Genomic DNA, 21,016 nt, shown 5'->3' on the forward strand with positions numbered 1-21,016 from the left:
GCCGTTTCTTGTTGGTGGTGGAGGTGCTGTGGCCCGGTTCAGGGCGTGCTGATTATGGATGCGGGTGCTTCGGTGGGTGCCGCGCGTCCCGTCCCGGAGACCCTGCGGGCGCCACTTCGTGGGCCCAGATGCGTGAGTTGCCGCAAAGTGTCCCTAGGGAGCATCCGAAGGGGTCTTTGGGCGCAAGTCGGCGCAGCCAAGTGTCGCCAGAACGCGCAAAATGCCCCTTCGGACCTGCCGAAGGGGCATTCTGGCGCAACTCATGGGGCTGTGTTAAACGTTCAGGCGCCAATCGTCGGCGTCGGCGCCGACCTCGTCAGACTCGAGGTCGTCGTCGTCGCCTTCCTGCACCTCGATCGGCGTGGTGGGCGGGTCGATGACGGTGGCTTCGTCGCGGCGGTGACGCAGCACATCCTGAACGTACGAGGTGACGGCCTCGGCCAGCGGAATGTCCCGGTTCGCGTTCTGCGCCATGTACCAGCGGTGGTCCAGCAGCTGGTGGAACACCTCGGCGGGCTCGAGCTTGCCCTTGAGCTCACGCGGGATGGCGCGCACGACGGGCTCGAAGACCCGCACCAGCCACTCGTGCGCCATCATCTCCTCGTCGGCATCGGGGTTGCCGTAGGCGACCCCGTAGGAGTCGAGGTCGTTGAGCAGGCGGCGGGCCTGGTTCTCCTCGGCGTCGAGGCCGGTTAGGCGCAGCAGCCGGCGCTGGTGGTGGCCGGCGTCGACGACCTTGGGCTGGATGCGCACTGTCGTGCCGTTCTCGTCGGTCTTGATCGCGAGTTCCTCGATGTCGAAACCGAGGTGGTTGAGGCGTTCCACGCGCTCGGTGATGCGCCAGCGCTCGCTGCTGGCGAAGGACTCGGATCCGGTGAGTTCCTTCCACAGCAGCCGGTAGGCCGCGACGATGCCGTTGCTCACGTTCACAGGGTCGAGCTCGTCGGCCACGCGGCCGCCGGCCTCGAGGTCCATCAGTTCGCCGGCGATGTTCACCCGAGCGATTTCGAGGTCGTTCTCGCGCTGCCCGTTCGACAGGCCGCCGGGGTAGAGCTGCCCGGTCTCGGCGTCGACGAGGTAGGCCGCGAACGCCCCGGCGTCCCGGCGGAAGAGGGTGTTGGACAGCGACACGTCACCCCAGAACAGGCCAACCATGTGCACGCGCACCAGCAGCAGGGCGAGGGCATCGACGAGGCGGGTGGCCGTATCCGGGCGCAGGGCCTGGGAGTACAGCGCCCGGTAGGGCAGCGAGAACTTGAGGTGCCGGGTCACCAGCACCGAGTTGAGCGGGTCACCGTCTTCGTCGGTGCGGTTGGTGATCACCGCGAGCGGTTCGACGCAGGGAATTTCCAGGCTCTGCAGGGTGCGGAGCATCTCGTACTCGCGCTTGGCCATCTCACTGGTGGTCTCCTTGATGGCCACGACACGGCCACTGAGGTGGGCGAAGCGCACCAGGTGCCGGGAGAGGCCCTTGGGCAGCGAGGCGATGTTCTCGTTCGGCCAGGCATCCAGCGGAACGTTCCAGGGGAGATCGAGCAGGGCCGGATCGGCCGTGGCGGAGGTGATGTTGAGAGAACCGCTCATGAGGAGCCTAACTATCGAAAAGGCCCGTCAGGGCCGCAAGCCGCCCCGGCCGGAATCGGCACGAAGACGAGGAAAAGGCGCCGGGGAACCCGGGCGCCGATATGACAAACTCGACCGCCGAAACTGCCGGCGGTCGAGTTTGTCGATCAGTGCTTAGTCGGTGACGGCGCCGCCGAGACGGAGACCGGACTCTGCGTTGAACACGTGCAGGTGGTTCGGCGTCGTGGTCAGGTAGACGGTGTCGCCGGCCGACGGGTGCGAACGGCCATCGACGCGGGCGACGATGTCGGTGCGCTTGCCCTCGACGGTGGAGTGGCCGTACAGGTAACCGTCGGCGCCGAGCTCCTCGACCAGGTCGACGTCAACGGCGAGGCCTTCGCCCATCGTGGTCGACAGCTGGATGTCCTCGGGGCGCACTCCGATGGTGACCTTGGGGCCGTTGGCTCCGGACAGCGTCTCGCGGGATACGGGGACCGTCGCGGTGCCGAACTTGATGCCGCCGTCGACGGCGTCGGCCAGGAACAGGTTCATGGCCGGGCTGCCGATGAAGCCGGCAACGAAGACGTTGTTCGGCTTGGCGTACAGGTCGCGCGGGGTGCCGACCTGCTGCAGGACGCCATCCTTGAGGACAGCGATGCGGTCACCCATGGTGAGCGCCTCGGTCTGGTCGTGGGTGACGTAGACGGTGGTGACGCCCAGGCGACGCTGCAGCGACGCGATCTGGGTGCGGGTCTGCACGCGCAGCTTGGCGTCGAGGTTCGACAGCGGCTCGTCCATGAGGAACACCTGAGGCTGACGCACGATGGCGCGACCCATGGCAACACGCTGACGCTGGCCACCGGAGAGGGCCTTCGGCTTGCGGCTGAGGTAAGGCTCGAGGTCGAGCAGCTTGGCGGCTTCGAGAACGCGGGTGGCGCGCTCGTCCTTGTTGACGCCGGCGATCTTGAGCGCGAAGCCCATGTTCTCTGCGACGGTCATGTGCGGGTACAGGGCGTAGTTCTGGAAGACCATGGCGATGTCACGGTCCTTCGGGGGAACGTCGGTGACGTTGCGCTCGCCGATGAAGATGTCGCCGTCGTTGACCTCTTCGAGGCCGGCGAGCATGCGCAGCGAGGTGGACTTTCCACAGCCGGACGGGCCGACCAGGACGAGGAACTCACCATCGGCGACCGACAGGTCGAGGTGATCGACCGCCGGGCGGGTGGAACCCGGGTACAGACGGGTGGCCTTGTCAAAGGTTACTGAAGCCATTTTTTCGTTATTCTCCTTCACCGGCAGGTACGTGCCGGACGATCCGTTGTGATGGGATTTATGTCCGGCCGACGTAGCGCCAGCGCAAGACCTCTCTAGTATGGCATGCCCGGGATGGGTGACCGCTGAATTGACAGCTCACCGCGCGCCGGAGGGACTCGGTGAGCCCGCAGTGAGCCCGCTGTGAGCTGCCGGTTGGTTATTTCCCAGACTGGGGTCCTACTATTTGGAGTGCTACCGCGCACAACCGCGAGCGCACCCCCTCAACTCGGAGCGATCATCCATGACAACTGGCGGCCCAGGCGACCCCCGTCCCTCGAAGAATCAGCGACGCGACGCAGCGCGCACGAAGGCAGCACAGATTCGAGTCGAGCAGAAGAAGCGGGATCGCCGCAACCGGGTGTTCCTGCAGGGCGGTATCGCCCTGGCCGCCATCGCCGTCGTGACGGCCATCGTCCTGATCATCGTCAACTCCGTTCAGCCCGCCGGACCGGGCCCGCGCAACATGGCCAGTGACGGTCTCCTGGTCGGCGAGGGCCTGACCGCGGTGACCACCCCCGCGCTGCAGCCGGATGCCGAGCCGGTGCCGTCCACCCCGGACGCCACCGGGACCATCGCCGACATCCGCGTCTACGTCGACTACCTCTGCCCGTTCTGCGGCACCTTCGAGACCACCAACGCCGAGCAGATCTCTCAGTGGGTAGACTCCGGCGCCGCCACCGTCGAGATCCACCCGATCTCGATCCTGACCAGCAAGTCCGCCGGAACCCAGTACTCACTGCGTGCCGCGAACGCGGCCGCGTGCGTGGCGGATTCCGCGCCGGACGACTTCCTGGCGTTCAACTCGGCGCTCTTTGCGGCCCAGCCCGTCGAAGGCACCGCCGGTCTCAGTGACGACGAGATCAAGGCGATCGTGAAGAGCTCGGGTGTGTCGGAGAACATCACCGCAATCAACGAGTGCATCGACGAGACCACCTTCAAGTCCTGGGTTCTCGCCTCCACGGATCGGGCTCTGAGCGGACCGATCCCGAACTCGTCCTCCCTCGAAGCGATCACCGGAACCCCGACGGTGCTGGTGAACGGCAAGCAGTACGTCGGCGCCCTCGACGACGCCAAGGAGTTCGCGGCCTTCGTGCTGCAGGCCGCCAGCGAGGCGTACTCCACCGCGACGCCGACGCCCACTCCGACGCCGGCCGGGTAACCGGTCGTTTCCCGGGCCGGATGCCGCGCCGATGCACGATTGCGTCGGCATCCGGTCGCCGGGTGATTTAGGATGAATGCTCGAGGCAGTTCGATCGCCTCATGCCGGCCTGGCGCAATTGGTAGCGCACCACTCTTGTAAAGTGGGGGTTACGGGTTCAAGTCCCGTGGCCGGCCCCATCTTTTCGGCACTTCTCGACGGCACTGCCCGGGCTACGATGTCCGCGTGCCGGCCAGCCTCAGTGCCGGCGGAATCGAGGATTCCCATGTTCACCCTGCACATCGAACACTCCGTCGGGGACTACGACGCGTGGAAGCAGATGTTCGACTCTGATCCGCTCGGCCGCAAGACGGCCGGCGTCAGCAGCTTCCGGGTCATGCGCCCGGTCGACGACCGTTCGGCGGTCCGGATCGATCTTGACTTCGGCTCCCGCACCGATGCCGAGAAGATGAAGGTCGCGCTCGAGGAACTCTGGAAGGGTCCGGGGGCTGCTCTGATGCGCAATCCGCGCGCCCTGCTCACCGAGACCGTGGAGGACGTCGCCCTGTGACCGGATTCCGTCCGGACAGCGAGACCGTCGCCGACCCGACCCTGATCTCGGCAGCCGACGAGACGCACCTCGCCCGGGCCATCGACGTGGCTCGTCTGGCGCGCGCGAACGGGAATCACCCGTTCGGCGCCATCCTGGTGGCCCGTGACGGCACGATCATCGAGGGCCAGAACAGCGTGGTCACCGCGGGCGACCCGACCGGCCATGCCGAGACCAACCTCGTTCGCCTTGCCAGTGCCCGGCTCTCCAGGGACGACCTGCACGCGAGCACGCTCTATACGAGCACCGAACCGTGCGTGATGTGTTCCGGCGCCATCTACTGGGCCGGAATCGGCCGGGTCGCCTACGCGCTGCCCGAGCAGATGCTCGGCGAGATGGTGCCGGAACAAGGCGGCGAAGCGACGCTCGACCTGCCCTGCCGGGAGGTGTTCGCCCGCGGCGGCAACACCGTGATCGTCGCCGGCCCCGCCCTGATCGACGCAGCGGCCTCCGTGCACGCGGGATTCTGGGACGCCGCACCCTGATTGCGGGCAGGCCGGGTCAGACCGTCGACGGGCTGGCGGAGGGGAGCGCGCCGCTCAGCCGCCGGCCCGGCGGCTCGGGTAACCGGCCGGTGATCACGTGCGCGACGACCACCGCCACGATCACCAGCGGCATCACGGCATACGCGTCGCTGCTGAGCAACACCGTGGCCAGCAGCACACTGGTCAGCGGCAGGCGCAGCATCGACACGCACATGGCGCCGATGCCCACCCCCACCGCCGGCACCAGCGCCATGCCGGGCAGGTGCGAGGCCGCGATCCCCAAAGCGGCACCGACGAACATGGCCGGGAACACCGGACCGCCGCGGAACGCGCTCAGCGACAGGCCGTAGGCGAGCGCTTTGCACAGGATCAGCAGCCCGACGGCGCCGAGCGGCCAGGAGGCCCCGTCATTGATCAGCGACGGCAAGGCCGACTGGCCGGAGAAGAGCACTTCGCCGGTGTCCTCCCCGGTCACCTGCGCGAACAGCACGGCCAGGCCCGCGATCGCCAGGCCGAGCACCGGGGTCACCAGGAGCCGATGGGCGTGCACGTACGGGCGCACGATGCGGGCCAGGGCCCGGATGCCCCACGCCAACAGCGGGCAGGCGACCCCGATCCCCAGCGCCCAGAGGAACATGGCCGCGGTGGGGGTGGAAAACGACGGCAGGTCGGGGAGTGCGAGGGAGAACGTGCCCAGGCCGGTCCAGGAGTCCAGGCCCACGAAGACCAGGGAGCCGATGCCGGAGGCGAGCAGACCGGGCAGCAGGCCCACCCCCAGCATCGCGCCGGCCAGCCCGGATGCCTCCATCAAGAGGAAGGCGCCGAGCAGCGGCGAGCCGAGGAGGGTGCTCACCGCCGCGAAACTGCCCGCGGAGGCGACCACCGCCACGGCCGACGGCGGTGAGTCTTTCTTGATCAGCCGAATCGCCAGGGCGCCCAAACCGCCACCGAGCGCGATCAGCGGCGCCTCCGGACCGAGTACGGCGCCGAGAGCCAGGGTGGCCAGAGCAGCAAGCACCACTCCGGGCAGCTCCCGGGGTTGCGGGAAGCCGCCGGCCTTGAACCCTTCAGACGGCGGATGCCCGCTGGTGCCCGGCAGTCGCTGGATGCACAGACCCACCAACAGTCCTGACAGGGCCAACAGTGGAAACGGCCACCAGAGCGGCACGTCGGCGAAGCCCAGAACACCGGGCAGTCCGGTGAACAGGTACTCCTGCAGCCAGTCGACCAGCGCGAGGAAGCCGTAGGCGGCGATCGACACCGGCACCCCGATGAGCCCGGCCAGCAACAGGATGCGCAGGTAGCCGCGGGAGCGGATCACCGCCAGTGGGTCGGGCGATGGTTTCGCCGGCGCCGACGGGTCGGGGTGCGCGTCCATGTCGGGGTCCTCCTCGATAGGGTGCGGGCGTGCCGGCGTCCCAGTCCACGCTGGCCCGGACGAATCGACAACGCAAGGCCCCACGGACCCGGCCGGGGCGGGTTTGACCGGTCGCAGCATCCGGCCGCAAATGGGGGCTGGTCGGTCGAGCGCCCCGTTCACTAGGCTGACCGGCATGTATGCGCTGTTCTCCGCTGTGCTCCTGGTTCTCATCGTCGCCGCCCTCGTGGACATCATCACCCGGCAGGACGGCCAGGTGAAACACCTGCCCAAGGTCCTCTGGGTGCTGTTGGTGATCTTTCTCCCGGTGATCGGCAGCCTGATCTGGTTCGCGATCGGCCGGGAGTATCCCGCCCCGGCCGCGCGGTCGAGCAGAAGCGCGCCGCGCAGCGGGCCCGCATCGGCCGGGGCATCCGCTGTGCTGCCCGCACGCCGGGTGTCGAGCACCGAGGAGGAACTGGCCGCTCTCGACCGCGAGATCGACTTCCACGCCGAACAGGCCCGCATCCGTCGTCTTGAGGCCGAGCTGGCCGAACGACGCCGGCTGGCGGAGGGGCGTGAGTCGTCGGTCTGACGCCGACCCGGCAACGGGCTACGCTTGGGTTTGTGGTTACAGACAACAAAACACCCCAGGATTCTGCTCGCTCCGAATTCGACAAGATGGTGGCGGGGGACTGGTACCGGTATCGCTCCGGTCCCGAACTCGCCGAGATGACGACGAGCACTCAACGCACCTGCCGGCAGATCACCGCGCTCTACGACGACGACCAGCCCGCGGCGCATGCGCTGTTCACTGAGCTGCTCGGCAGCGTGGGAGCGGGCGCGGACTTCCGGCCGCCGCTGTACCTGGACTACGGGTCCCGGCTGCACGTGGGCGCCAACACCTTCATCAATGCGGACTTCCTCGCTTTGGGCGGTGGCGAGATCACCATCGGCGCCAACGTGCTGGTCGGACCCAGCGCCCGCCTGTACACCCCGACTCACGCCGTGGACGTTGCGGAACGCCGCGCCGGCTTCGAGCGTGTCTCGCCGATCACCATCGAAGACGACGTCTGGCTGGGCGGCAACGTCGTGGTCTGCCCAGGCGTGACCATCGGCGCGGGCAGCATCATCGGCGCCGGCTCCGTCGTCACCAAGGACGTGCCGGCCGGGGTCATCGCCGCCGGCAACCCGGCCCGCGTGGTGCGCGAGATCGGGCCGGGCGACCGGGTCGGCCTGGGTGTGGCCTGACTTACGGCGCCGACCGGTAGCGTATGCGGGACCGCAGTACCCGTCGCGTCAGAGCCGCCCGAGGATATCCTGGCGCTTGGTTGCGTATTCGGCGTCGGACAACAGTCCCCTGGCATGCAACTGCTCCAGCTGCGCCAACCGGTCAGCGTGATCGCCCACCTGCCGACGGCGCGCCACGCGAATGGCCAAGAATACGATCGCGAGGGCGACCAGGACCATCGTGCTGAGCGCGCCCAGGATGATGAGCGCGTGCCAACCAGTCAGATTGCTGAGCATCAGTTCCCCCAATGCCGGACTTCCCGGCCGGTCGGGGGAAGTCTATCCGTGCCGGCCGGCCCCGGCCTGCTGACCTCGCAGGATCCCGCAGTGGGCGAGCGTACGCTGGAGCGATGACCCTCACGCCCCAGCACGCCCTGTCCACCGGATTCACCGCCCAGTCCACCGCGACCGAGGTGCTCGCGGGTGTCGACCTGAGCGGTAAGACGGCGATCGTCACCGGCGGCTACTCCGGCCTCGGCATCGAAACCGTCGCCGCTCTCGCCGCGGCCGGCGCCCAGGTGATCGTGCCGGCCCGGCGTCCGGAGGTGGCCCGGGCCGCCCTGGCTGCGCACGGCCTGAACGCCGTGGAGGTCGAGGCCCTCGACCTGGCCGATCTGGTCAGCGTGCGCGCCTTCGCCGAACGATTCGTGGCCACCGGACGCAGCCTCGACATCCTGATCAACAACGCCGCCATCATGGCGTCCGCCGAGGCCAGGGTCGGAGACGGCTGGGAATCCCAGTTCGCCACCAACCACCTCGGCCACTACGTGCTCACCAACCTGCTCTGGCCCGCGCTTACGGCCGAGGGCGGCGCTCGGGTCGTTGCCCTCTCCTCGACGGGCCACAAGCTCAGCGGCATCCGCTTCGACGACCCCGACTTCAGCGCCGGCTACGACAAGTGGCAGGCGTACGGACAGGCGAAGACCGCCAACAGCCTCTTCGCGGTGCACCTGGATGCTCTCGGCGCCACCCGTGGCGTGCGCGCCTTCGCGGTGCACCCCGGCGGCATCATGACCGAGTTGCAGCGTCACCTGCCCCGGGAGGAGATGGTCGCCGCGGGTTGGATGACCGAGAATGGCACCGTCAATCCGCTGTTCAAATCACCGGAGCAGGGTGCCGCCACCTCCACCTGGGCGGCCACGTCGCCGATGCTCGACGGGATGGGCGGCGTTTACTGCGAAGACTGTGACATCGCCGAACCCACCGAGCCCGACAGCTCCACGGCCCGGATCAGCGGGGTCGAGTACCACGCTATCGATCCGGATGCGGCGGCCCGGCTCTGGGCGTTCTCGGCCGAGCTCACCGGAGTGAATGCCTTCGCCTGAACCCTGCACCGTACGGGGAACCGTTGCGGCTCCGGAACCCGAATCGTAGGTTGGAGACATGGCTCAGGACGGTTCTGGCAGTGCGGGTGCGGATGAGGCGGTCTGGCTGGCTCAGGGGATCCCTGCTCCAGCGCGGCGCGCGCTCGTGGCCGCCGGCATCCTGACCGTTGACGACCTGCGTGCGACGGACCTTGACGTCCTCGCCCGACTGCACGGGATGGGCCCGAAGGCGCTGGCGCGGCTGCGTCCGCTGCGCGAAGGCTGAGGTGCCCGGTGACCACGCAACTGGTCCCGCCGCGGACAAGTGCACCCGGTATGCCGGGTGCACTTGTCCGCACGGGTAACAGTCGCGGCCGCGGAGGCCGGCGCCGGACTAGTCGACGGGGGTGAAGTTGAGCGAGATCGAGTTCATGCAGTACCGGTCTCCGGTGGGGGTGCCGAAACCATCGTCGAACACGTGGCCCAGGTGCGAACCGCACGCTGCGCAGCGCACCTCGGTGCGCACCACGCCGAGCGACCGGTCTTCGATGAGCTCCACGGCCTCTGGCCGCACGGACTCGTAGAAGCTCGGCCAGCCGCAGCCGGAGTCGAACTTCGTGCCGCTCTTGAACAGCTCGGCATTGCAGGCGCCGCAGGTGTAGACGCCCGAACGACCCTCGTCGAGGAGCTCACCGGTCCAGGCGCGTTCGGTGGCCGCCCCGCGCAACACGGCGTACTGCTCGGCGGTGAGCTCCGCCTTCCATTCGGCGTCAGACTTGGTGACCTCGTAGTCCATGGTGCGTCCTTTCGATCCAGTCTCGGCAGAGAACTGCCTCCAGCGTAAACTCGGCCGGGGTCCCCGGCATTCCCGCATGCGGCGCACCCGGTGATTCCCCAGCCGATTCCCACCCTCGACGCTAGCGGGTCCGTGTTGCGCGACAGGCGGGACCGGTCAGCGAAAACCCAGTCCGTGCCAAATAAGATGACGCGTATGGCGACCAGCGGGCACGACGAGAGCACGCGGGGCGCCGAGGGCTCCGTCGGGCTCAGCCCTCGTGACGAAAACCTGCTCGCGTTCGAGCGGCGACTGTGGTCACACCCCGGTGCCAAGGAACAGGCCATTCGCTCCGAATTCGGTCTGTCGGCCGCCCGGTACTATCAATTGTTGGGTGCCCTGCTCGACTCCCCGCTTGCCCTCGCCCACGATCCCATGCTGGTCAACCGACTGCAACGGATGCGTGACGCACGGTCGCAGGCGCGGTCGGCCCGAGCCATCCGCCCCATCGAGTAGGGAACCTCCTACCGTGTGTTCAGCCAAACGAGGATCGAACCAGACAGACGATGCCCACTTCGTACCCGAAAGACCGCTTCGATGACCTCCCGCACAAGCTCGACCGCGTGGGGGCGCACCGCGCACCAGCCAAGAAGGGGCGTCGCTGGGTAGCCGTCTGGTGGGCCCTCGCCGCGACCGCCCTCCTCATCGGGGTCGGCGCGATCGGTCTGACGGTCCTGAACAACCGGCTGAATATCACCATTCCCGGCATCGAGGCCGAGACCACGACCGCGGAGCCCACGCCGGAGCCGGTGCCCACCGCCGAGCCGACCACTGACCCCAGTGCGAGTGTCACGGTGCTCAACGGGACTCCGACGAGCGGGGTGGCCCGGTCGGTTGGCGACCTGCTCACGACCGGCGGCTGGACCGTCGGCAGCACCAGCGACGCAGACACCGAGGACGTCGTCACGACGACCGTCTACTACGCGGACGCGGCCCTGGAGGGCGCTGCACGCGGTGTGGCGGCTCTGCTGCCCGGTTCCGAGGTCCTGCTGGCGGATGACTTCGCGGGCTCGGATGCCACCCTCACCGTCGTCGTGGGCAGCGACTACGCGATGCCCGCCGGCTGACCCGGCCCGACGACTCCCCGTCCTACTGGGGTTGCCCTTCCCAGTCAACCCCCTATTGAGTTTCACTCCCGTCACTAGTGTCTGCAGTGGTCGCTCATTTTCTCGGCTGAGCGCTCTCTACCCGAGAGTGCTCGTTTCGAGACGGTGGACGCAGCTTCTGCGCCAGGCCCGGTAGCACCAACGGGTGAGTGCCGAAACACAACACTGCAACAGGGGAGTTTCACATGGCGAACGGAACCGTCAAATGGTTCAACGCTGAAAAGGGTTTCGGCTTCATCACCGTCGATGGAGGTGGGCAGGACGTCTTCGTTCACTACTCCGCCATAGACATGCACGGCTACAAGGTTCTCGAGGAAGGCCAGCACGTCATCTTCGAACTCGGTACCGGAGCCAAGGGTCCGCAGGCCGAGTCGGTTCGCCCGGCCTAACCGCCCGGCGTCGAACGCAGCCAGCCTCAACCAGCTGAGAACACCACGCACGTGCTCGACCATTGATCATTGGATGATCGGTCGACCACCGAGTGTCAGTCACGCCACCACCGTGACCCCGGGCAGACATACCGGGCGGGCTAGGGTGTGTGGCGTGACTGCGTTTCGGATGTTCCCTGCTGCTCCCCGTCGAATCCGATCCGGACGGCGGACGCCTGGCGGCGCGGCCCTGATCGGCGCGGGCCTGTGCTTGGGGCTGGGCCTGGGACTGAGCTTGGGGCTGGTCGGCTGCTCTGCGCCGGTGCCCGAAGCGACGGCGTCGGCGGACCCGACACCGCAACCGGGCATCATGCCGCTGCGCGGCACACCGGTGGACCCGTCCCGTGCCGAGCATCCGTCCCTGGCCGTGAAGATCGACAACCACCCGGCCGCGAGGCCGCAGCTCGGTCTCGAGCGCGCCGACCTGGTCTTTGAAGAGCTGGTCGAGGGCGGCATCACCCGCTACGTCGCCCTCTGGCACTCCGACGTGCCGGATGCTGTCGGCCCGGTACGTTCCATCCGTCCGATGGACCCGGAGATCCTGAGCTCGTTCGGCGGCATCGTGGCGTATTCCGGCGGCCAGCCGCAGTTCGTGGCCGCGATGAGGGCCTCTCCGCTGCTGAACGTGGTCTTCGACGACGACGCCGGAGGCCTGTTCGTCCGGTCCGACGACCGGGATTCACCGCACGATGTGGTGCTCGCCGCGGACGAGACCGTCACCCTGCACTCCGACCTCGCGCCGCCGCCCGGCCAGTTCGACTACGCCGACAGCGCCGCGGAGGCCACAGCGTCCCTCGCCGGCGATCGGACCACCACCATCGTCACCCGGTTCTCCGAATCCGGCGGGAGGGCCTGGGCCTGGGACCCGGCGGCCACCGGGTACCTTCGCAGCCAGGACGGCGCTGCCGACCTGGACAGTACCGGTGCCCAGCTCAACGCCACCAACGTCGTGGTGCTGCGGGTGGAGGTCGATCGCGGCAGCGACGTGCCCCGCACCATCTTGACCGGGTCGGGCACGGCGTGGGTGTCGACCGGCGGTTCGACGATGCCCGCCACCTGGTTCAAGGATGCCGCGGCCGCGCCGATCCGGCTGGCCGACGCTGTCGGGGCCACGATCGAGCTCGCACCGGGCAACACCTGGATCGAACTGGTACCCACCGACGACGGCAGCGTGGAACTGGTGCCGTAGGTCGACCGGAACCCGGCACCGGCCCCCGCCGTTCACTTGCACTCTCGACCCCAGAGTGCCAGAATCGGTTTAGCACTCTGCTGTTCGGAGTGCTAACCCATCATCGTTTTGGTAACGTCCGGGAGGGACGAGAAACACATATGGCAAAGATCATTGCTTTCAATGAAGAGGCCCGTCGCGGCCTTGAGCGCGGCCTCAACATCCTCGCTGACACGGTCAAGGTGACCCTCGGCCCGCGCGGACGCAACGTCGTGCTGGAGAAGAAGTGGGGCGCCCCCACGATCACCAACGACGGCGTGTCCATCGCCAAGGAGATCGAGCTCGACGACCCGTACGAGAAGATCGGTGCGGAGCTCGTCAAGGAGGTCGCCAAGAAGACTGACGACGTCGCCGGCGACGGTACGACCACCGCCACCGTCCTCGCTCAGGCCCTGGTTCGCGAAGGCCTGCGCAACGTCGCAGCCGGCGCCGACCCGATCAGCCTCAAGCGTGGCATCGAGAAGGCGACCGCTGCGGTCATCGCCGAGCTCATCGCCAGCGCCAAGGAGATCGAGACCAAGGAAGAGATCGCGGCCACGGCCTCCATCTCTGCCGGTGACGCCGAAATCGGCGCGATCATTGCCGAGGCCATCGACAAGGTCGGCAAGGAAGGTGTTGTCACCGTCGAGGAGTCGAACACCTTCGGCACCGAGCTGGAGCTCACCGAGGGCATGCGCTTCGACAAGGGCTTCCTGTCGGCGTACTTCGTCACTGACCCCGACCGTCAGGAAGCGGTCTTCGAAGACCCGTACATCCTGATCGTCAACTCCAAGGTCTCCAACATCAAGGACCTGCTGCCGATCGTCGACAAGGTCATCCAGAGCGGCAAGCAGCTGCTCATCATTGCCGAGGACGTCGACGGTGAGGCCCTGGCCACGCTCGTCGTGAACAAGATCCGTGGCATCTTCAAGTCGGTTGCCGTCAAGGCCCCCGGATTCGGCGACCGCCGCAAGGCGCAGCTGCAGGACATTGCCATCCTCACCGGTGGCCAGGTCATCTCCGAGGAGGTCGGCCTCAAGCTCGAGAACGTCACCCTCGACCTGCTCGGTAACGCCCGCAAGGTCGTCATCACCAAGGACGAGACCACCATCGTCGAGGGTGCCGGCGACGCCGAGGCCATCGCCGGTCGTGTTCAGCAGATCCGCAACGAGATCGAGAACACCGACTCGGACTACGACCGTGAGAAGCTGCAGGAGCGCCTGGCGAAGCTCGCCGGTGGCGTTGCCGTCATCAAGGCCGGCGCCGCGACGGAGGTTGAGCTCAAGGAGCGCAAGCACCGCATCGAGGACGCCGTTCGTAACGCGAAGGCAGCCGTCGAAGAGGGCATCGTCGCCGGTGGTGGCGTTGCCCTGATCCAGGCCGGCAAGACCGCATTCGAGGGCAAGGCAATTCTTGACCTCGTCGGCGACGAGGCAACCGGCGCGAACATCGTGCGTGTTGCCATCGACGCTCCGCTCAAGCAGATCGCGCTCAACGCCGGCATGGAGCCGGGCGTTGTCGCCGACAAGGTACGCAACCTGCCCGTCGGATTCGGCCTCAACGCCGCAACCGGTGAGTACGTCGACATGATCGCTGCCGGCATCAATGACCCGGTGAAGGTCACCCGCTCCGCGCTGCTGAACGCATCGTCGATCGCCGGACTCTTCCTCACCACCGAGGCCGTTGTCGCCGACAAGCCCGAGAAGAACTCGGCTCCGGCCGGCGACCCCTCTGGTGGCATGGACTTCTAAGTCCCGCAGCCCCTGCACTAACGCACCACCTCAGGCTGGGCGTCTCCTTCGGGAGGCGCCCAGCCTTTGTCGTATCCGGTGTCGGGCTACCGGGCGAACAGCCGGGCGTTGGCCTGCTCCACCTCGGCGTACTGCTGGCCGGCCTGCCCGAGCGCCTGATTGAGCGCATCCGCGCTCTGCTCGACGTGCAGCTGCGTGGTGCGCCACGCCGCGACGGCCCCCTGGAACTGGGCCGACGCCTGCCCTGTCCAGGAACCCTCCAGCCCGGTGAGTTGACCGAGTAGCGCCGCCACCTCGGCCTGGATGCGGGCCATGGTGGCGCGTGCCGCGCCGGTGGTGGTGATCAATGCATCGCTGTCGACCTGGAACTGGGTCATCAAGAGGCTCCGTCCGCTCGTGTAGGCGTCGGGGTGACGCCCGCGGGCGACGCTACGGCGTGCGGGAAGCCGCCGAAGGGCCCGAGGCGGCCCTGAGGACAACCGGCCGCCCCACCGGGCTGGGGAGGAGCGGGGCCCCGCCGCCGGCGCCGGTCAGTCCAGGGTCGGCGACGTGAGCGCCTGCGGGGCGGCGGGCGACTCGGCCAGCGGGAACCAGACCCGGAAGGTGGCTCCGCCGCCCGGGGTCTCGACGACCTCGATCGACCCGTTGTGGCTGGCCACGATGGACGCCACGATCGCCAGGCCGAGTCCGCTGCCGCCGGTTTCCCTGGCGCGGGAGGTGTCGGCCCGCCAGAAGCGCTGGAAGATCTTGTCGCGGATCTGTGGCGGGATGCCCTCGCCGTGGTCGATGATCGAGATGGAGGCCCGCTGGTTGCGGCGGTCGACGGAGACCTCGAGTTCCACCGGGCTGTCGGCCGGGCTGAACCGGAGGGCGTTGCCCATCAGATTGGTGATGACCTGGCGCACCTTGTTCTCTTCGGCCATGATCACCGCGTCCAGCTCAGGTGGGGCCTCCACTACCTCGGGGGTCTCGGCGGCGGGAGTAGCCGCATCCGTGCGCCTGGGCCTGCGCGTGCGGAGGCGGGCGAGGGTGGCGCCGGCGAACGAGATGGTGCCGGTGCCGGACGTTTCGCCCTTCGTGGCCGCACCCTTGGTCGCGGCGGCTTTGGCTGCCGCGGGCTTGGCCGGTGTCCCCTCGGCGGCAGGGGTCGGCGAAGGCGTCAGCGGGGCTGGTGCGACCTCGCCGGTGGAGTGCGCCAAATCGATGGACGACGCCGGGGCTTCCGCGTCGAACTCGGTGGGATGGCTGGTCAGTACCGTGACCTGACGACCGGGGGAGGAGGCCATCGCGTCCAGCGCGGCGTCGTGGGCGAGGGGCAGCAGGTCCACTCGGGTGAGGACGAGGGGTTTGGTCTCATCCAGCCTGGCGAGCTCGAGCAGGTCCTCGACGAGACCGCCCATGCGGATCGCCTCCTTCTCGATCCGCTCCATGGCCTGGGCCACGTCTTCGGGGGTCTGCAGTGCGCCCATCCGGTAGAGCTCGGCGTAGCCGCGTACCGAGACCAGTGGGGTGCGCAGCTCGTGGCTGGCGTCACCGACGAAGCGGCGCATCTGGTCGATCGTGCGGGCCCGGTCCTTGAAGGCCCGGTCGATGCGGCTGAGCATGGTGTTGAGGGACCGATTGAGCCGGCCGACCTCGGTATTGGGGGTGGCCCCGCCCAGCCGTTGGCTGAAGTCGCCGTCGGCGATGGCCGCCGCCGTACGCTCGGCCTCGCGCAGCGGCGCGAAGGTCGTGGTGACGAGCAGCCGGGTGAGCATGGCGCCCACCAGCACCACGCCCACCCCGAAGCCGAGGAAGATGCTGAGGTACGTGTTGACGGTGTTCTGCGCTGATTGCAGGGACACAGCCATCAGCAGGGTGCCGTAGGTGCCGGTGGAGTTGATCACGAACGGCACCGCCACCGCGTGGAACTCGGTGGAGCCTTCCGCGTCAGAGAGCTTCTGCACGGCGCCGTTCATGGCGATCACGCTGGGCAGGTCCAACGCCATGGTCACCGCGGGCAGGCTGGAGCGCGGGCGGTCCCGCCAGGTGCGGTCCTTCAGAACACCGTTCTGGTCATAGATCGCGACAAAGTAGTCGGAGTCCACCCCGGCGGCGCTGCCGTTGGCCATCGAGTTGCGATAGTCCATCAGGGTGGTCTGCGCCTCGGTCTGCAGGCTGGCATCCACCTGCTGCACGACGTAGTTGCGCAGGATGACCATGGTGCCCACCCCGGAGACGAGCAGGCCGAGGGTCAGCATCAGCACGGTCACACCGGTGATCTTGGAGCGGAGCGAAATCCGGCTCCAACGGTCCATCAGGGCCACATGCATGGTTCCAGTCTAAGGAGGGGAAACTGGGTCTATGCCTTGGCGGCCTTGAGCATGTAGCCGAAGCCGCGCTTGGTCTGGATCAGCGGCTCGCTGGAGTGCATGTCCACCTTGCGGCGCAGGTAGGAGATGTAGGACTCCACGATGCCCGCATCGCCGTTGAAGTCGTACTCCCAGACGTGGTCGAGAATCTGCGCCTTGGAGAGTACCCGGTTCGGGTTGAGCATCAGGTAGCGCAGCAGCTTGAACTCGGTGGGGCTGAGCTCGATGGGCTGGTCGCCGACGAGGACTTCGTGGGTGTCCTGGTCCATGGTGAGCTCGCCGGCACGGATGACCGCGTCTTCGTCGGCGTGCATGGTGCGGCGCAGGATGGCCTTGATCCGTGCCACTATCTCGTCGAGGCTGAACGGCTTGGTGACGTAGTCGTCGCCACCGACGGTGAGGCCGGTGATCTTGTCTTCGGTGTCGTCCTTGGCTGTGAGGAAGAGGATCGGCGCGGTGTAACCGGCCGAACGGAGGCGTTTGGTGACGCCGAAGCCGTTCATGTCGGGCAGCATCACGTCGAGGATGATCAGATCGGGCTCTTCCTCAAGCACGGCGGAAATCGCCTGGGCACCGTTTCCCACGGCGCGCACGGCGAACCCGGCGAAGCGGAGGCTGGTGGTGAGAAGATCCCGGATATTGGGTTCGTCGTCAACGATAAGGATGCGGGGGCCGTCAGTCATGCCCCTAGTATCTGCGCGTTAGCTGGTGCTTTCCTGTGAGTGGGCGGTATGTGTGCGGATGATCCGGTGACAGCGCTTTCGGCAGGTCGAGGTCGTCTTCCGCGGCGCGTCAGGGTGGACCAGCGCCGACTGGCGGATGAGAGCATAGCCTGGGAAGACCTGCTCGATCCGTCACCGGGCGCCGCCTGAACGCACACCCGTCGCCGTCGCACCGCGGCCCAACACCACAAGGAGTCAGATGGTCAGCTCGACCGACCCGACCGGGGTCATCCGGCCCCGGCTGGACGTGCCCCGGCGCCGCATCAACGGGCGTGACTTCGACTTCGCGCGTGAGGTGGCGGTAATGGCGGTGATCAACCGCACGCCGGACTCCTTCTATGATCAGGGCGCCACTTTCGCGCTCGATCAGGCCGTGGCGGCGGCACATCGGGCCATCGACGACGGCGCCGACTGGGTCGACATCGGCGGGGCCAAGTTCGCCCCGGGTCCGGCCGTTCCGGTCGCGGAGGAGATCGACCGGGTGGTACCCGTCGTCGCCGCCCTACGGGGCACCGGCGTCGTGATCTCCGTCGACACCTTCGACCCCGACGTGGCCAGGGCCAGCATCAACGCCGGCGCGCACGTGATCAACGACACCACCGGTGTGCACGACCCGCGGATGGCCGAGGTCGTCGCGGACAGCGACGCCACTCTGGTGATCACGCACAGCCTGGCCCGGCCCCGCACGCCGTACCCGGCGCCGCAGTACACCGACGTCGCCGCCGAGGTGTCCGGCTTCCTGCAGGCCAGGGTGCAGCGCGCCCTCGACCACGGGATGCCGGCCGACCGGCTGGTGATCGATCCCGGGCACGACCTGAACAAGAACACCCGGCACTCCCTCGAGCTGACCCGCCGGTTGGCGGAGATCACCACGCTCGGCCTGCCCACGCTGGTGGCGGTCTCGAACAAGGACTTCATCGGAGAGACCCTCGACCGGGGCCGCGACCAGCGGGTGGAGGGCACCCTCGCCGCCGTCGTCTACTGCATCATGCAGGGCGCCCGCATCGTGCGGGTGCACAACGTGGCGGCCGCGGTGGACGCCGTGCGGATGACCGAAGCTATTCTCGGCTGGCGCGAACCGGCGTACCTGCGCCACAACCTCACCTGATGAGCGCCATCGATCCCGGCGACGTGCTGGCCCGCTACACGGTGCACGACAGGTCCGCCCCGCACCTGCGGGTGAACTTCATCAGCAGCCTGGACGGCGCCGCCACCCACGACGGCCTGAGCGGCGGGCTCGGCGACGACGCCGACAAGTTGGTTTTCGACACCGTGCGGATGCTCACCGACGTGATCCTCGTCGGTGCGGGCACCGTGCGCGCCGAGGGCTACGGGGGCATCCGGTTCACCGACGAGGCGGTGGCCTGGCGAGTTGCCCACGCGCTACCGGAGCACCCGCCGGTGGCGTTGGTGTCCGGCCGTCTCGACCTGGACCCGGCGCACCCGGTGTTCACCGCCGCCGCCACCCGGCCGATCGTGATCACCCACGCCCAGGCCCCCGCCCAACGCCGGGCGGCGCTCGCCGCGGTGGCCGACGTGTGGGTCTGCGGGGAGGCATCCGTCGACCATGCGTTGATGGTGCGCGCGCTCACCGCGCGGGGCTACCCGCAGGTGCTCTGCGAGGGCGGCCCGAGCCTGTTCGGCTCACTCCTGGCCGCGGATGCCGTGGACGAGCTCTGCCTCACCCTGGCCCCGCTGCTGGAGTCCGGCCGGGCAGCGCGCATCGCCGGCGCGCCGGACGCATCACCGCGCCGGATGCGCCTGGCCCACGCCCTCCCGGCCGGCGACACCCTGCTGCTGCGCTACCTTCGCGCCCGCGAACTGTGAGCTGAGCCCCTAAAACTTGGCGATTCTGGGGCTTTTCTCTCAGTTCGCGGCCACGGTGGGACGGGCGAGGGAGTGCGCGTCGAGGATCGTGTACGAGTAGCCCTGCTCGGCCAGGAAACGTTGGCGGTTCTGGGCGAAGTCCTGATCGACGGTGTCGCGGGCGACGAGGGTGTAGAAGCTGGCGGTGAGGCCGGACTCCTTCGGGCGCAGCAGCCGTCCGAGGCGTTGGGCCTCCTCCTGCCGGGACCCGTAGGATCCGGATACCTGGATGGCGACGGAGGCCTCGGGCAGGTCGATCGAGAAGTTAGCCACCTTCGACACCACGAGCAGGTTCTCCTCTCCCACCCTGAACGCCTGGTACAGCCGTTCGCGTTCATCCACCGGCGTGGCCCCGGTGAGCTTGGGCGCCTGCAGGGCCTCGGCGAGCTCGTCGATCTGGTCGAGGTACTGGCCGATCACAAGGATGCGTTCGCCGGGGTGCATCGCCACCAGCTCCTTGACGATGTCCAGCTTCGCCGGCGCGGTGGCGGCCATCCGGTAGCGCTCGTCGTCGGGCGCAGCGGCGTAACGGAGCCGCTCGCTGTGGGGCAGGTCGATGCGTACCTCGAAGCAGGCGGCGGGGGAGATGAAGCCCTGGGCCTCGATCTCCTTCCACGGGGCGTCGAACCGCTTGGGCCCGATCAGGCTGAAGACGTCGCCCTCGCGGCCGTCCTCGCGCACCAGGGTGGCGGTCAGGCCGAGCCGGCGCCGGGCCTGCAACTCGGCGGTGAGCTTGAACACCGGGGCGGGCAGCAGATGTACCTCGTCGTAGATCACCAGGCCCCAGTCCATGGCGTCGAGCAGCTCGAGGTGCGCGTACTCGCCCTTCCGCTTGGCGGTGAGGATTTGGTAGGTCGCGATGGTGACGGGCTTGACCTCCTTGACCTGGCCGGAGTACTCGCCGATCTCCTCCGACGTGAGGGTGGTGCGCTTCTGCAACTCGTCGCGCCACTGCCGGGCAGAGACCGTGTTGGTGACCAGGATCAGGGTGTTGGTCTTGGCGGTGGCCATCGCGCCGGCGCCCACGAGGGTCTTGCCCGCGCCGCAGGGCAGCACCACGACGCCGGAGCCGGCCTCGAAGAAGTTCGCCACGGCCTTGTGCTGGTAGTCACGCAGCGCCCAACCGTCTTCCAGCAGCGCGATGTCGTGCGGGGTGCCCGGGGTATAGCCGGCGAGGTCCTCGGCGGGCCAGCCGAGCTTCACCAGCTCCTGCTTGAGCTGCCCGCGCGCCCACGGCGCCACCAGGAACGAGTCCGGGGTGGGCTGGCCGATCAGCAGCGGGGCGATGCGCCGCGCACCGGCCACCTCGGTGAGCACCGGCGCGTCGAGACTGCGCAGCACCAGCTGGCCCTCGGGGTCCCGGTCGATGACCAGGCGGCCGTAGCGGCCCACGGTCTCTTCGAGGTCGACCGTGACGGTCTGCGGAATCGCGAACTTGGAGTATTTCTCGAGCGTGGCCAGCATGTTGGCCGCGTCATGCCCGGCGGCGCGGGCGTTCCAGAGGCCGAGCCGGGTGATGCGGTAGGTGTGGATGTGTTCCGGCGCGCGTTCCAGTTCGGCGAACACGGCCAGGTCATGCCGGGCATCCTCGGCCAGAGGGTGCGCGACTTCGAGCAGAACCGTGCGGTCACTTTGGACGATCAGCGGGCCATCGGACATAAGCAACAATGCTACGCCCGTGGGCTGTGA

23 protein-coding genes and 1 tRNA gene are annotated in these 21,016 nt (G+C 68.1%); 15 read left to right on the forward strand and 9 right to left on the reverse strand.

Annotated features, from left to right (window positions below):
• Nucleotides 1-273 precede the first annotated feature (273 nt).
• Entirely contained in the window at nt 274-1,584 is a 1,311-nt protein-coding gene (locus E3O60_RS08305; protein WP_103459227.1) for a DUF4032 domain-containing protein, read from the reverse strand.
• Nucleotides 1,585-1,737: 153 nt separating this feature from the next.
• On the reverse strand, nt 1,738-2,835 hold the full coding sequence (locus tag E3O60_RS08310; RefSeq protein ID WP_088457049.1) for an ABC transporter ATP-binding protein: 1,098 nt from the start codon (nt 2,833-2,835) through the stop codon (nt 1,738-1,740).
• Between the two features lie 283 nt (nt 2,836-3,118).
• Here E3O60_RS08310 and E3O60_RS08315 point away from each other — a divergent pair, with 283 nt between their 5' ends.
• From E3O60_RS08315 to E3O60_RS08330, 4 genes are all read left to right on the forward strand, one after another.
• Complete coding sequence (locus E3O60_RS08315) at nt 3,119-4,036, forward strand: thioredoxin domain-containing protein (protein ID WP_088457048.1); 918 nt, start codon at nt 3,119-3,121, stop codon at nt 4,034-4,036.
• A 103-nt stretch (nt 4,037-4,139) separates the two neighbouring features.
• A tRNA-Thr gene (locus tag E3O60_RS08320) sits at nt 4,140-4,215 on the forward strand.
• A gap of 86 nt (nt 4,216-4,301) precedes the next feature.
• Nucleotides 4,302-4,586, forward strand: coding sequence for a hypothetical protein (locus E3O60_RS08325; protein ID WP_103459229.1), 285 nt, complete (start codon nt 4,302-4,304; stop codon nt 4,584-4,586).
• Entirely contained in the window at nt 4,583-5,110 is a 528-nt protein-coding gene (locus E3O60_RS08330; protein ID WP_240632254.1) for a nucleoside deaminase, read from the forward strand. The genes E3O60_RS08325 and E3O60_RS08330 overlap by 4 nt, the downstream gene beginning before the upstream one ends.
• Nucleotides 5,111-5,126: 16 nt before the next feature.
• On the opposite strand, the gene E3O60_RS08335 is transcribed toward E3O60_RS08330, so the two are convergent.
• A complete protein-coding gene (locus E3O60_RS08335; RefSeq protein WP_088457046.1) occupies nt 5,127-6,488 on the reverse strand; it encodes a chloride channel protein in 1,362 nt (453 codons plus the stop codon).
• A gap of 175 nt (nt 6,489-6,663) precedes the next feature.
• Between E3O60_RS08335 and E3O60_RS08340 the strand changes: the two genes are divergently transcribed.
• Together E3O60_RS08340 and E3O60_RS08345 are read left to right on the forward strand one after the other, a co-directional pair.
• Nucleotides 6,664-7,062 carry a PLD nuclease N-terminal domain-containing protein gene (locus E3O60_RS08340; protein WP_134497753.1) on the forward strand — a complete coding sequence of 133 codons (399 nt, stop codon included), beginning with the start codon at nt 6,664-6,666 and terminating at the stop codon, nt 7,060-7,062.
• Nucleotides 7,063-7,094: 32 nt separating this feature from the next.
• Nucleotides 7,095-7,718, forward strand: a complete 624-nt coding sequence (locus E3O60_RS08345; protein WP_240632253.1) for a sugar O-acetyltransferase — start codon at nt 7,095-7,097, stop codon at nt 7,716-7,718.
• A gap of 48 nt (nt 7,719-7,766) precedes the next feature.
• Here the strand turns inward: E3O60_RS08345 and E3O60_RS08350 are convergent, their stop codons facing one another.
• Nucleotides 7,767-7,994 (reverse strand): SHOCT domain-containing protein, encoded by a 228-nt coding sequence (locus tag E3O60_RS08350; protein WP_134408121.1) that lies wholly within the window; start codon nt 7,992-7,994, stop codon nt 7,767-7,769.
• A 113-nt stretch (nt 7,995-8,107) separates the two neighbouring features.
• Here E3O60_RS08350 and E3O60_RS08355 point away from each other — a divergent pair, with 113 nt between their 5' ends.
• Together E3O60_RS08355 and E3O60_RS08360 are read left to right on the forward strand one after the other, a co-directional pair.
• Complete coding sequence (locus tag E3O60_RS08355; RefSeq protein WP_134497755.1) at nt 8,108-9,082, forward strand: SDR family NAD(P)-dependent oxidoreductase; 975 nt, start codon at nt 8,108-8,110, stop codon at nt 9,080-9,082.
• 58 nt (nt 9,083-9,140) lie between these two features.
• On the forward strand, nt 9,141-9,347 hold the full coding sequence (locus E3O60_RS08360) for a helix-hairpin-helix domain-containing protein (RefSeq protein ID WP_088457041.1): 207 nt from the start codon (nt 9,141-9,143) through the stop codon (nt 9,345-9,347).
• 108 nt (nt 9,348-9,455) lie between these two features.
• Here the strand turns inward: E3O60_RS08360 and msrB are convergent, their stop codons facing one another.
• Complete coding sequence (gene msrB, locus E3O60_RS08365) at nt 9,456-9,857, reverse strand: peptide-methionine (R)-S-oxide reductase MsrB (protein ID WP_088457040.1); 402 nt, start codon at nt 9,855-9,857, stop codon at nt 9,456-9,458.
• A 195-nt stretch (nt 9,858-10,052) separates the two neighbouring features.
• Here msrB and E3O60_RS08370 point away from each other — a divergent pair, with 195 nt between their 5' ends.
• From E3O60_RS08370 to groL, 5 genes are all read left to right on the forward strand, one after another.
• Nucleotides 10,053-10,352, forward strand: coding sequence for a DUF3263 domain-containing protein (locus E3O60_RS08370; RefSeq protein ID WP_198415021.1), 300 nt, complete (start codon nt 10,053-10,055; stop codon nt 10,350-10,352).
• Between the two features lie 50 nt (nt 10,353-10,402).
• Nucleotides 10,403-10,963: a LytR C-terminal domain-containing protein gene (locus E3O60_RS08375; protein WP_134408123.1), complete on the forward strand. Its 561-nt coding sequence runs from the start codon at nt 10,403-10,405 to the stop codon at nt 10,961-10,963.
• A gap of 224 nt (nt 10,964-11,187) precedes the next feature.
• Nucleotides 11,188-11,391, forward strand: a complete 204-nt coding sequence (locus E3O60_RS08380) for a cold-shock protein (protein ID WP_088457037.1) — start codon at nt 11,188-11,190, stop codon at nt 11,389-11,391.
• 154 nt (nt 11,392-11,545) lie between these two features.
• Complete coding sequence (locus tag E3O60_RS08385; protein WP_166788781.1) at nt 11,546-12,619, forward strand: DUF3048 domain-containing protein; 1,074 nt, start codon at nt 11,546-11,548, stop codon at nt 12,617-12,619.
• A 140-nt stretch (nt 12,620-12,759) separates the two neighbouring features.
• A complete protein-coding gene (gene groL, locus E3O60_RS08390) occupies nt 12,760-14,388 on the forward strand; it encodes a chaperonin GroEL (RefSeq protein WP_088457035.1) in 1,629 nt (542 codons plus the stop codon).
• An 86-nt stretch (nt 14,389-14,474) separates the two neighbouring features.
• Here the strand turns inward: groL and E3O60_RS08395 are convergent, their stop codons facing one another.
• The 3 genes from E3O60_RS08395 to E3O60_RS08405 form a co-directional block, all read right to left on the reverse strand.
• Complete coding sequence (locus E3O60_RS08395; protein WP_088457034.1) at nt 14,475-14,765, reverse strand: WXG100 family type VII secretion target; 291 nt, start codon at nt 14,763-14,765, stop codon at nt 14,475-14,477.
• 153 nt (nt 14,766-14,918) lie between these two features.
• The gene (locus tag E3O60_RS08400; protein ID WP_088457033.1) at nt 14,919-16,700 is read right to left on the reverse strand and encodes a cell wall metabolism sensor histidine kinase WalK; all 1,782 of its coding nucleotides are present in this window, start codon (nt 16,698-16,700) and stop codon (nt 14,919-14,921) included.
• A 29-nt stretch (nt 16,701-16,729) separates the two neighbouring features.
• A complete protein-coding gene (locus tag E3O60_RS08405; protein WP_066597326.1) occupies nt 16,730-17,422 on the reverse strand; it encodes a response regulator transcription factor in 693 nt (230 codons plus the stop codon).
• 238 nt (nt 17,423-17,660) lie between these two features.
• On the opposite strand from E3O60_RS08405, the gene folP reads away from it, so the two are divergent.
• Together folP and E3O60_RS08415 are read left to right on the forward strand one after the other, a co-directional pair.
• Complete coding sequence (folP, locus tag E3O60_RS08410) at nt 17,661-18,569, forward strand: dihydropteroate synthase (RefSeq protein WP_134408124.1); 909 nt, start codon at nt 17,661-17,663, stop codon at nt 18,567-18,569.
• Nucleotides 18,569-19,288 carry a pyrimidine reductase family protein gene (locus tag E3O60_RS08415; protein WP_088457031.1) on the forward strand — a complete coding sequence of 240 codons (720 nt, stop codon included), beginning with the start codon at nt 18,569-18,571 and terminating at the stop codon, nt 19,286-19,288. Before folP ends, E3O60_RS08415 begins: the two co-directional genes overlap by 1 nt.
• A 39-nt stretch (nt 19,289-19,327) precedes the next feature.
• Here E3O60_RS08415 and E3O60_RS08420 read toward each other — a convergent pair whose 3' ends face one another.
• Complete coding sequence (locus E3O60_RS08420; protein ID WP_134497757.1) at nt 19,328-20,986, reverse strand: DNA repair helicase XPB; 1,659 nt, start codon at nt 20,984-20,986, stop codon at nt 19,328-19,330.
• Between the last annotated feature and the right edge of the window lie 30 nt (nt 20,987-21,016).

This window comes from Cryobacterium sp. TMB1-7 (genome assembly GCF_004402435.1).
Taxonomy (GTDB): domain Bacteria; phylum Actinomycetota; class Actinomycetes; order Actinomycetales; family Microbacteriaceae; genus Cryobacterium; species Cryobacterium zongtaii.

Bases quoted from the DNA above. Each gene is read 5' to 3' on its own strand.
- E3O60_RS08305 (WP_103459227.1), bottom strand. From the start codon at position 1,584: ATGAGCGGTTCTCTCAACATCACCTCCGCCACGGCCGATCCGGCCCTG.
- E3O60_RS08310 (WP_088457049.1), bottom strand. From the start codon at position 2,835: ATGGCTTCAGTAACCTTTGACAAGGCCACCCGTCTGTACCCGGGTTCC.
- E3O60_RS08315 (WP_088457048.1), top strand. From the start codon at position 3,119: ATGACAACTGGCGGCCCAGGCGACCCCCGTCCCTCGAAGAATCAGCGA.
- E3O60_RS08325 (WP_103459229.1), top strand. From the start codon at position 4,302: ATGTTCACCCTGCACATCGAACACTCCGTCGGGGACTACGACGCGTGG.
- E3O60_RS08335 (WP_088457046.1), bottom strand. From the start codon at position 6,488: ATGGACGCGCACCCCGACCCGTCGGCGCCGGCGAAACCATCGCCCGAC.
- E3O60_RS08340 (WP_134497753.1), top strand. From the start codon at position 6,664: ATGTATGCGCTGTTCTCCGCTGTGCTCCTGGTTCTCATCGTCGCCGCC.
- E3O60_RS08350 (WP_134408121.1), bottom strand. From the start codon at position 7,994: ATGCTCAGCAATCTGACTGGTTGGCACGCGCTCATCATCCTGGGCGCG.
- E3O60_RS08355 (WP_134497755.1), top strand. From the start codon at position 8,108: ATGACCCTCACGCCCCAGCACGCCCTGTCCACCGGATTCACCGCCCAG.
- E3O60_RS08360 (WP_088457041.1), top strand. From the start codon at position 9,141: ATGGCTCAGGACGGTTCTGGCAGTGCGGGTGCGGATGAGGCGGTCTGG.
- msrB (WP_088457040.1), bottom strand. From the start codon at position 9,857: ATGGACTACGAGGTCACCAAGTCTGACGCCGAATGGAAGGCGGAGCTC.
- E3O60_RS08370 (WP_198415021.1), top strand. From the start codon at position 10,053: ATGGCGACCAGCGGGCACGACGAGAGCACGCGGGGCGCCGAGGGCTCC.
- E3O60_RS08375 (WP_134408123.1), top strand. From the start codon at position 10,403: ATGCCCACTTCGTACCCGAAAGACCGCTTCGATGACCTCCCGCACAAG.
- E3O60_RS08380 (WP_088457037.1), top strand. From the start codon at position 11,188: ATGGCGAACGGAACCGTCAAATGGTTCAACGCTGAAAAGGGTTTCGGC.
- groL (WP_088457035.1), top strand. From the start codon at position 12,760: ATGGCAAAGATCATTGCTTTCAATGAAGAGGCCCGTCGCGGCCTTGAG.
- E3O60_RS08395 (WP_088457034.1), bottom strand. From the start codon at position 14,765: ATGACCCAGTTCCAGGTCGACAGCGATGCATTGATCACCACCACCGGC.
- E3O60_RS08400 (WP_088457033.1), bottom strand. From the start codon at position 16,700: ATGCATGTGGCCCTGATGGACCGTTGGAGCCGGATTTCGCTCCGCTCC.
- E3O60_RS08405 (WP_066597326.1), bottom strand. From the start codon at position 17,422: ATGACTGACGGCCCCCGCATCCTTATCGTTGACGACGAACCCAATATC.
- folP (WP_134408124.1), top strand. From the start codon at position 17,661: ATGGTCAGCTCGACCGACCCGACCGGGGTCATCCGGCCCCGGCTGGAC.
- E3O60_RS08415 (WP_088457031.1), top strand. From the start codon at position 18,569: ATGAGCGCCATCGATCCCGGCGACGTGCTGGCCCGCTACACGGTGCAC.
- E3O60_RS08420 (WP_134497757.1), bottom strand. From the start codon at position 20,986: ATGTCCGATGGCCCGCTGATCGTCCAAAGTGACCGCACGGTTCTGCTC.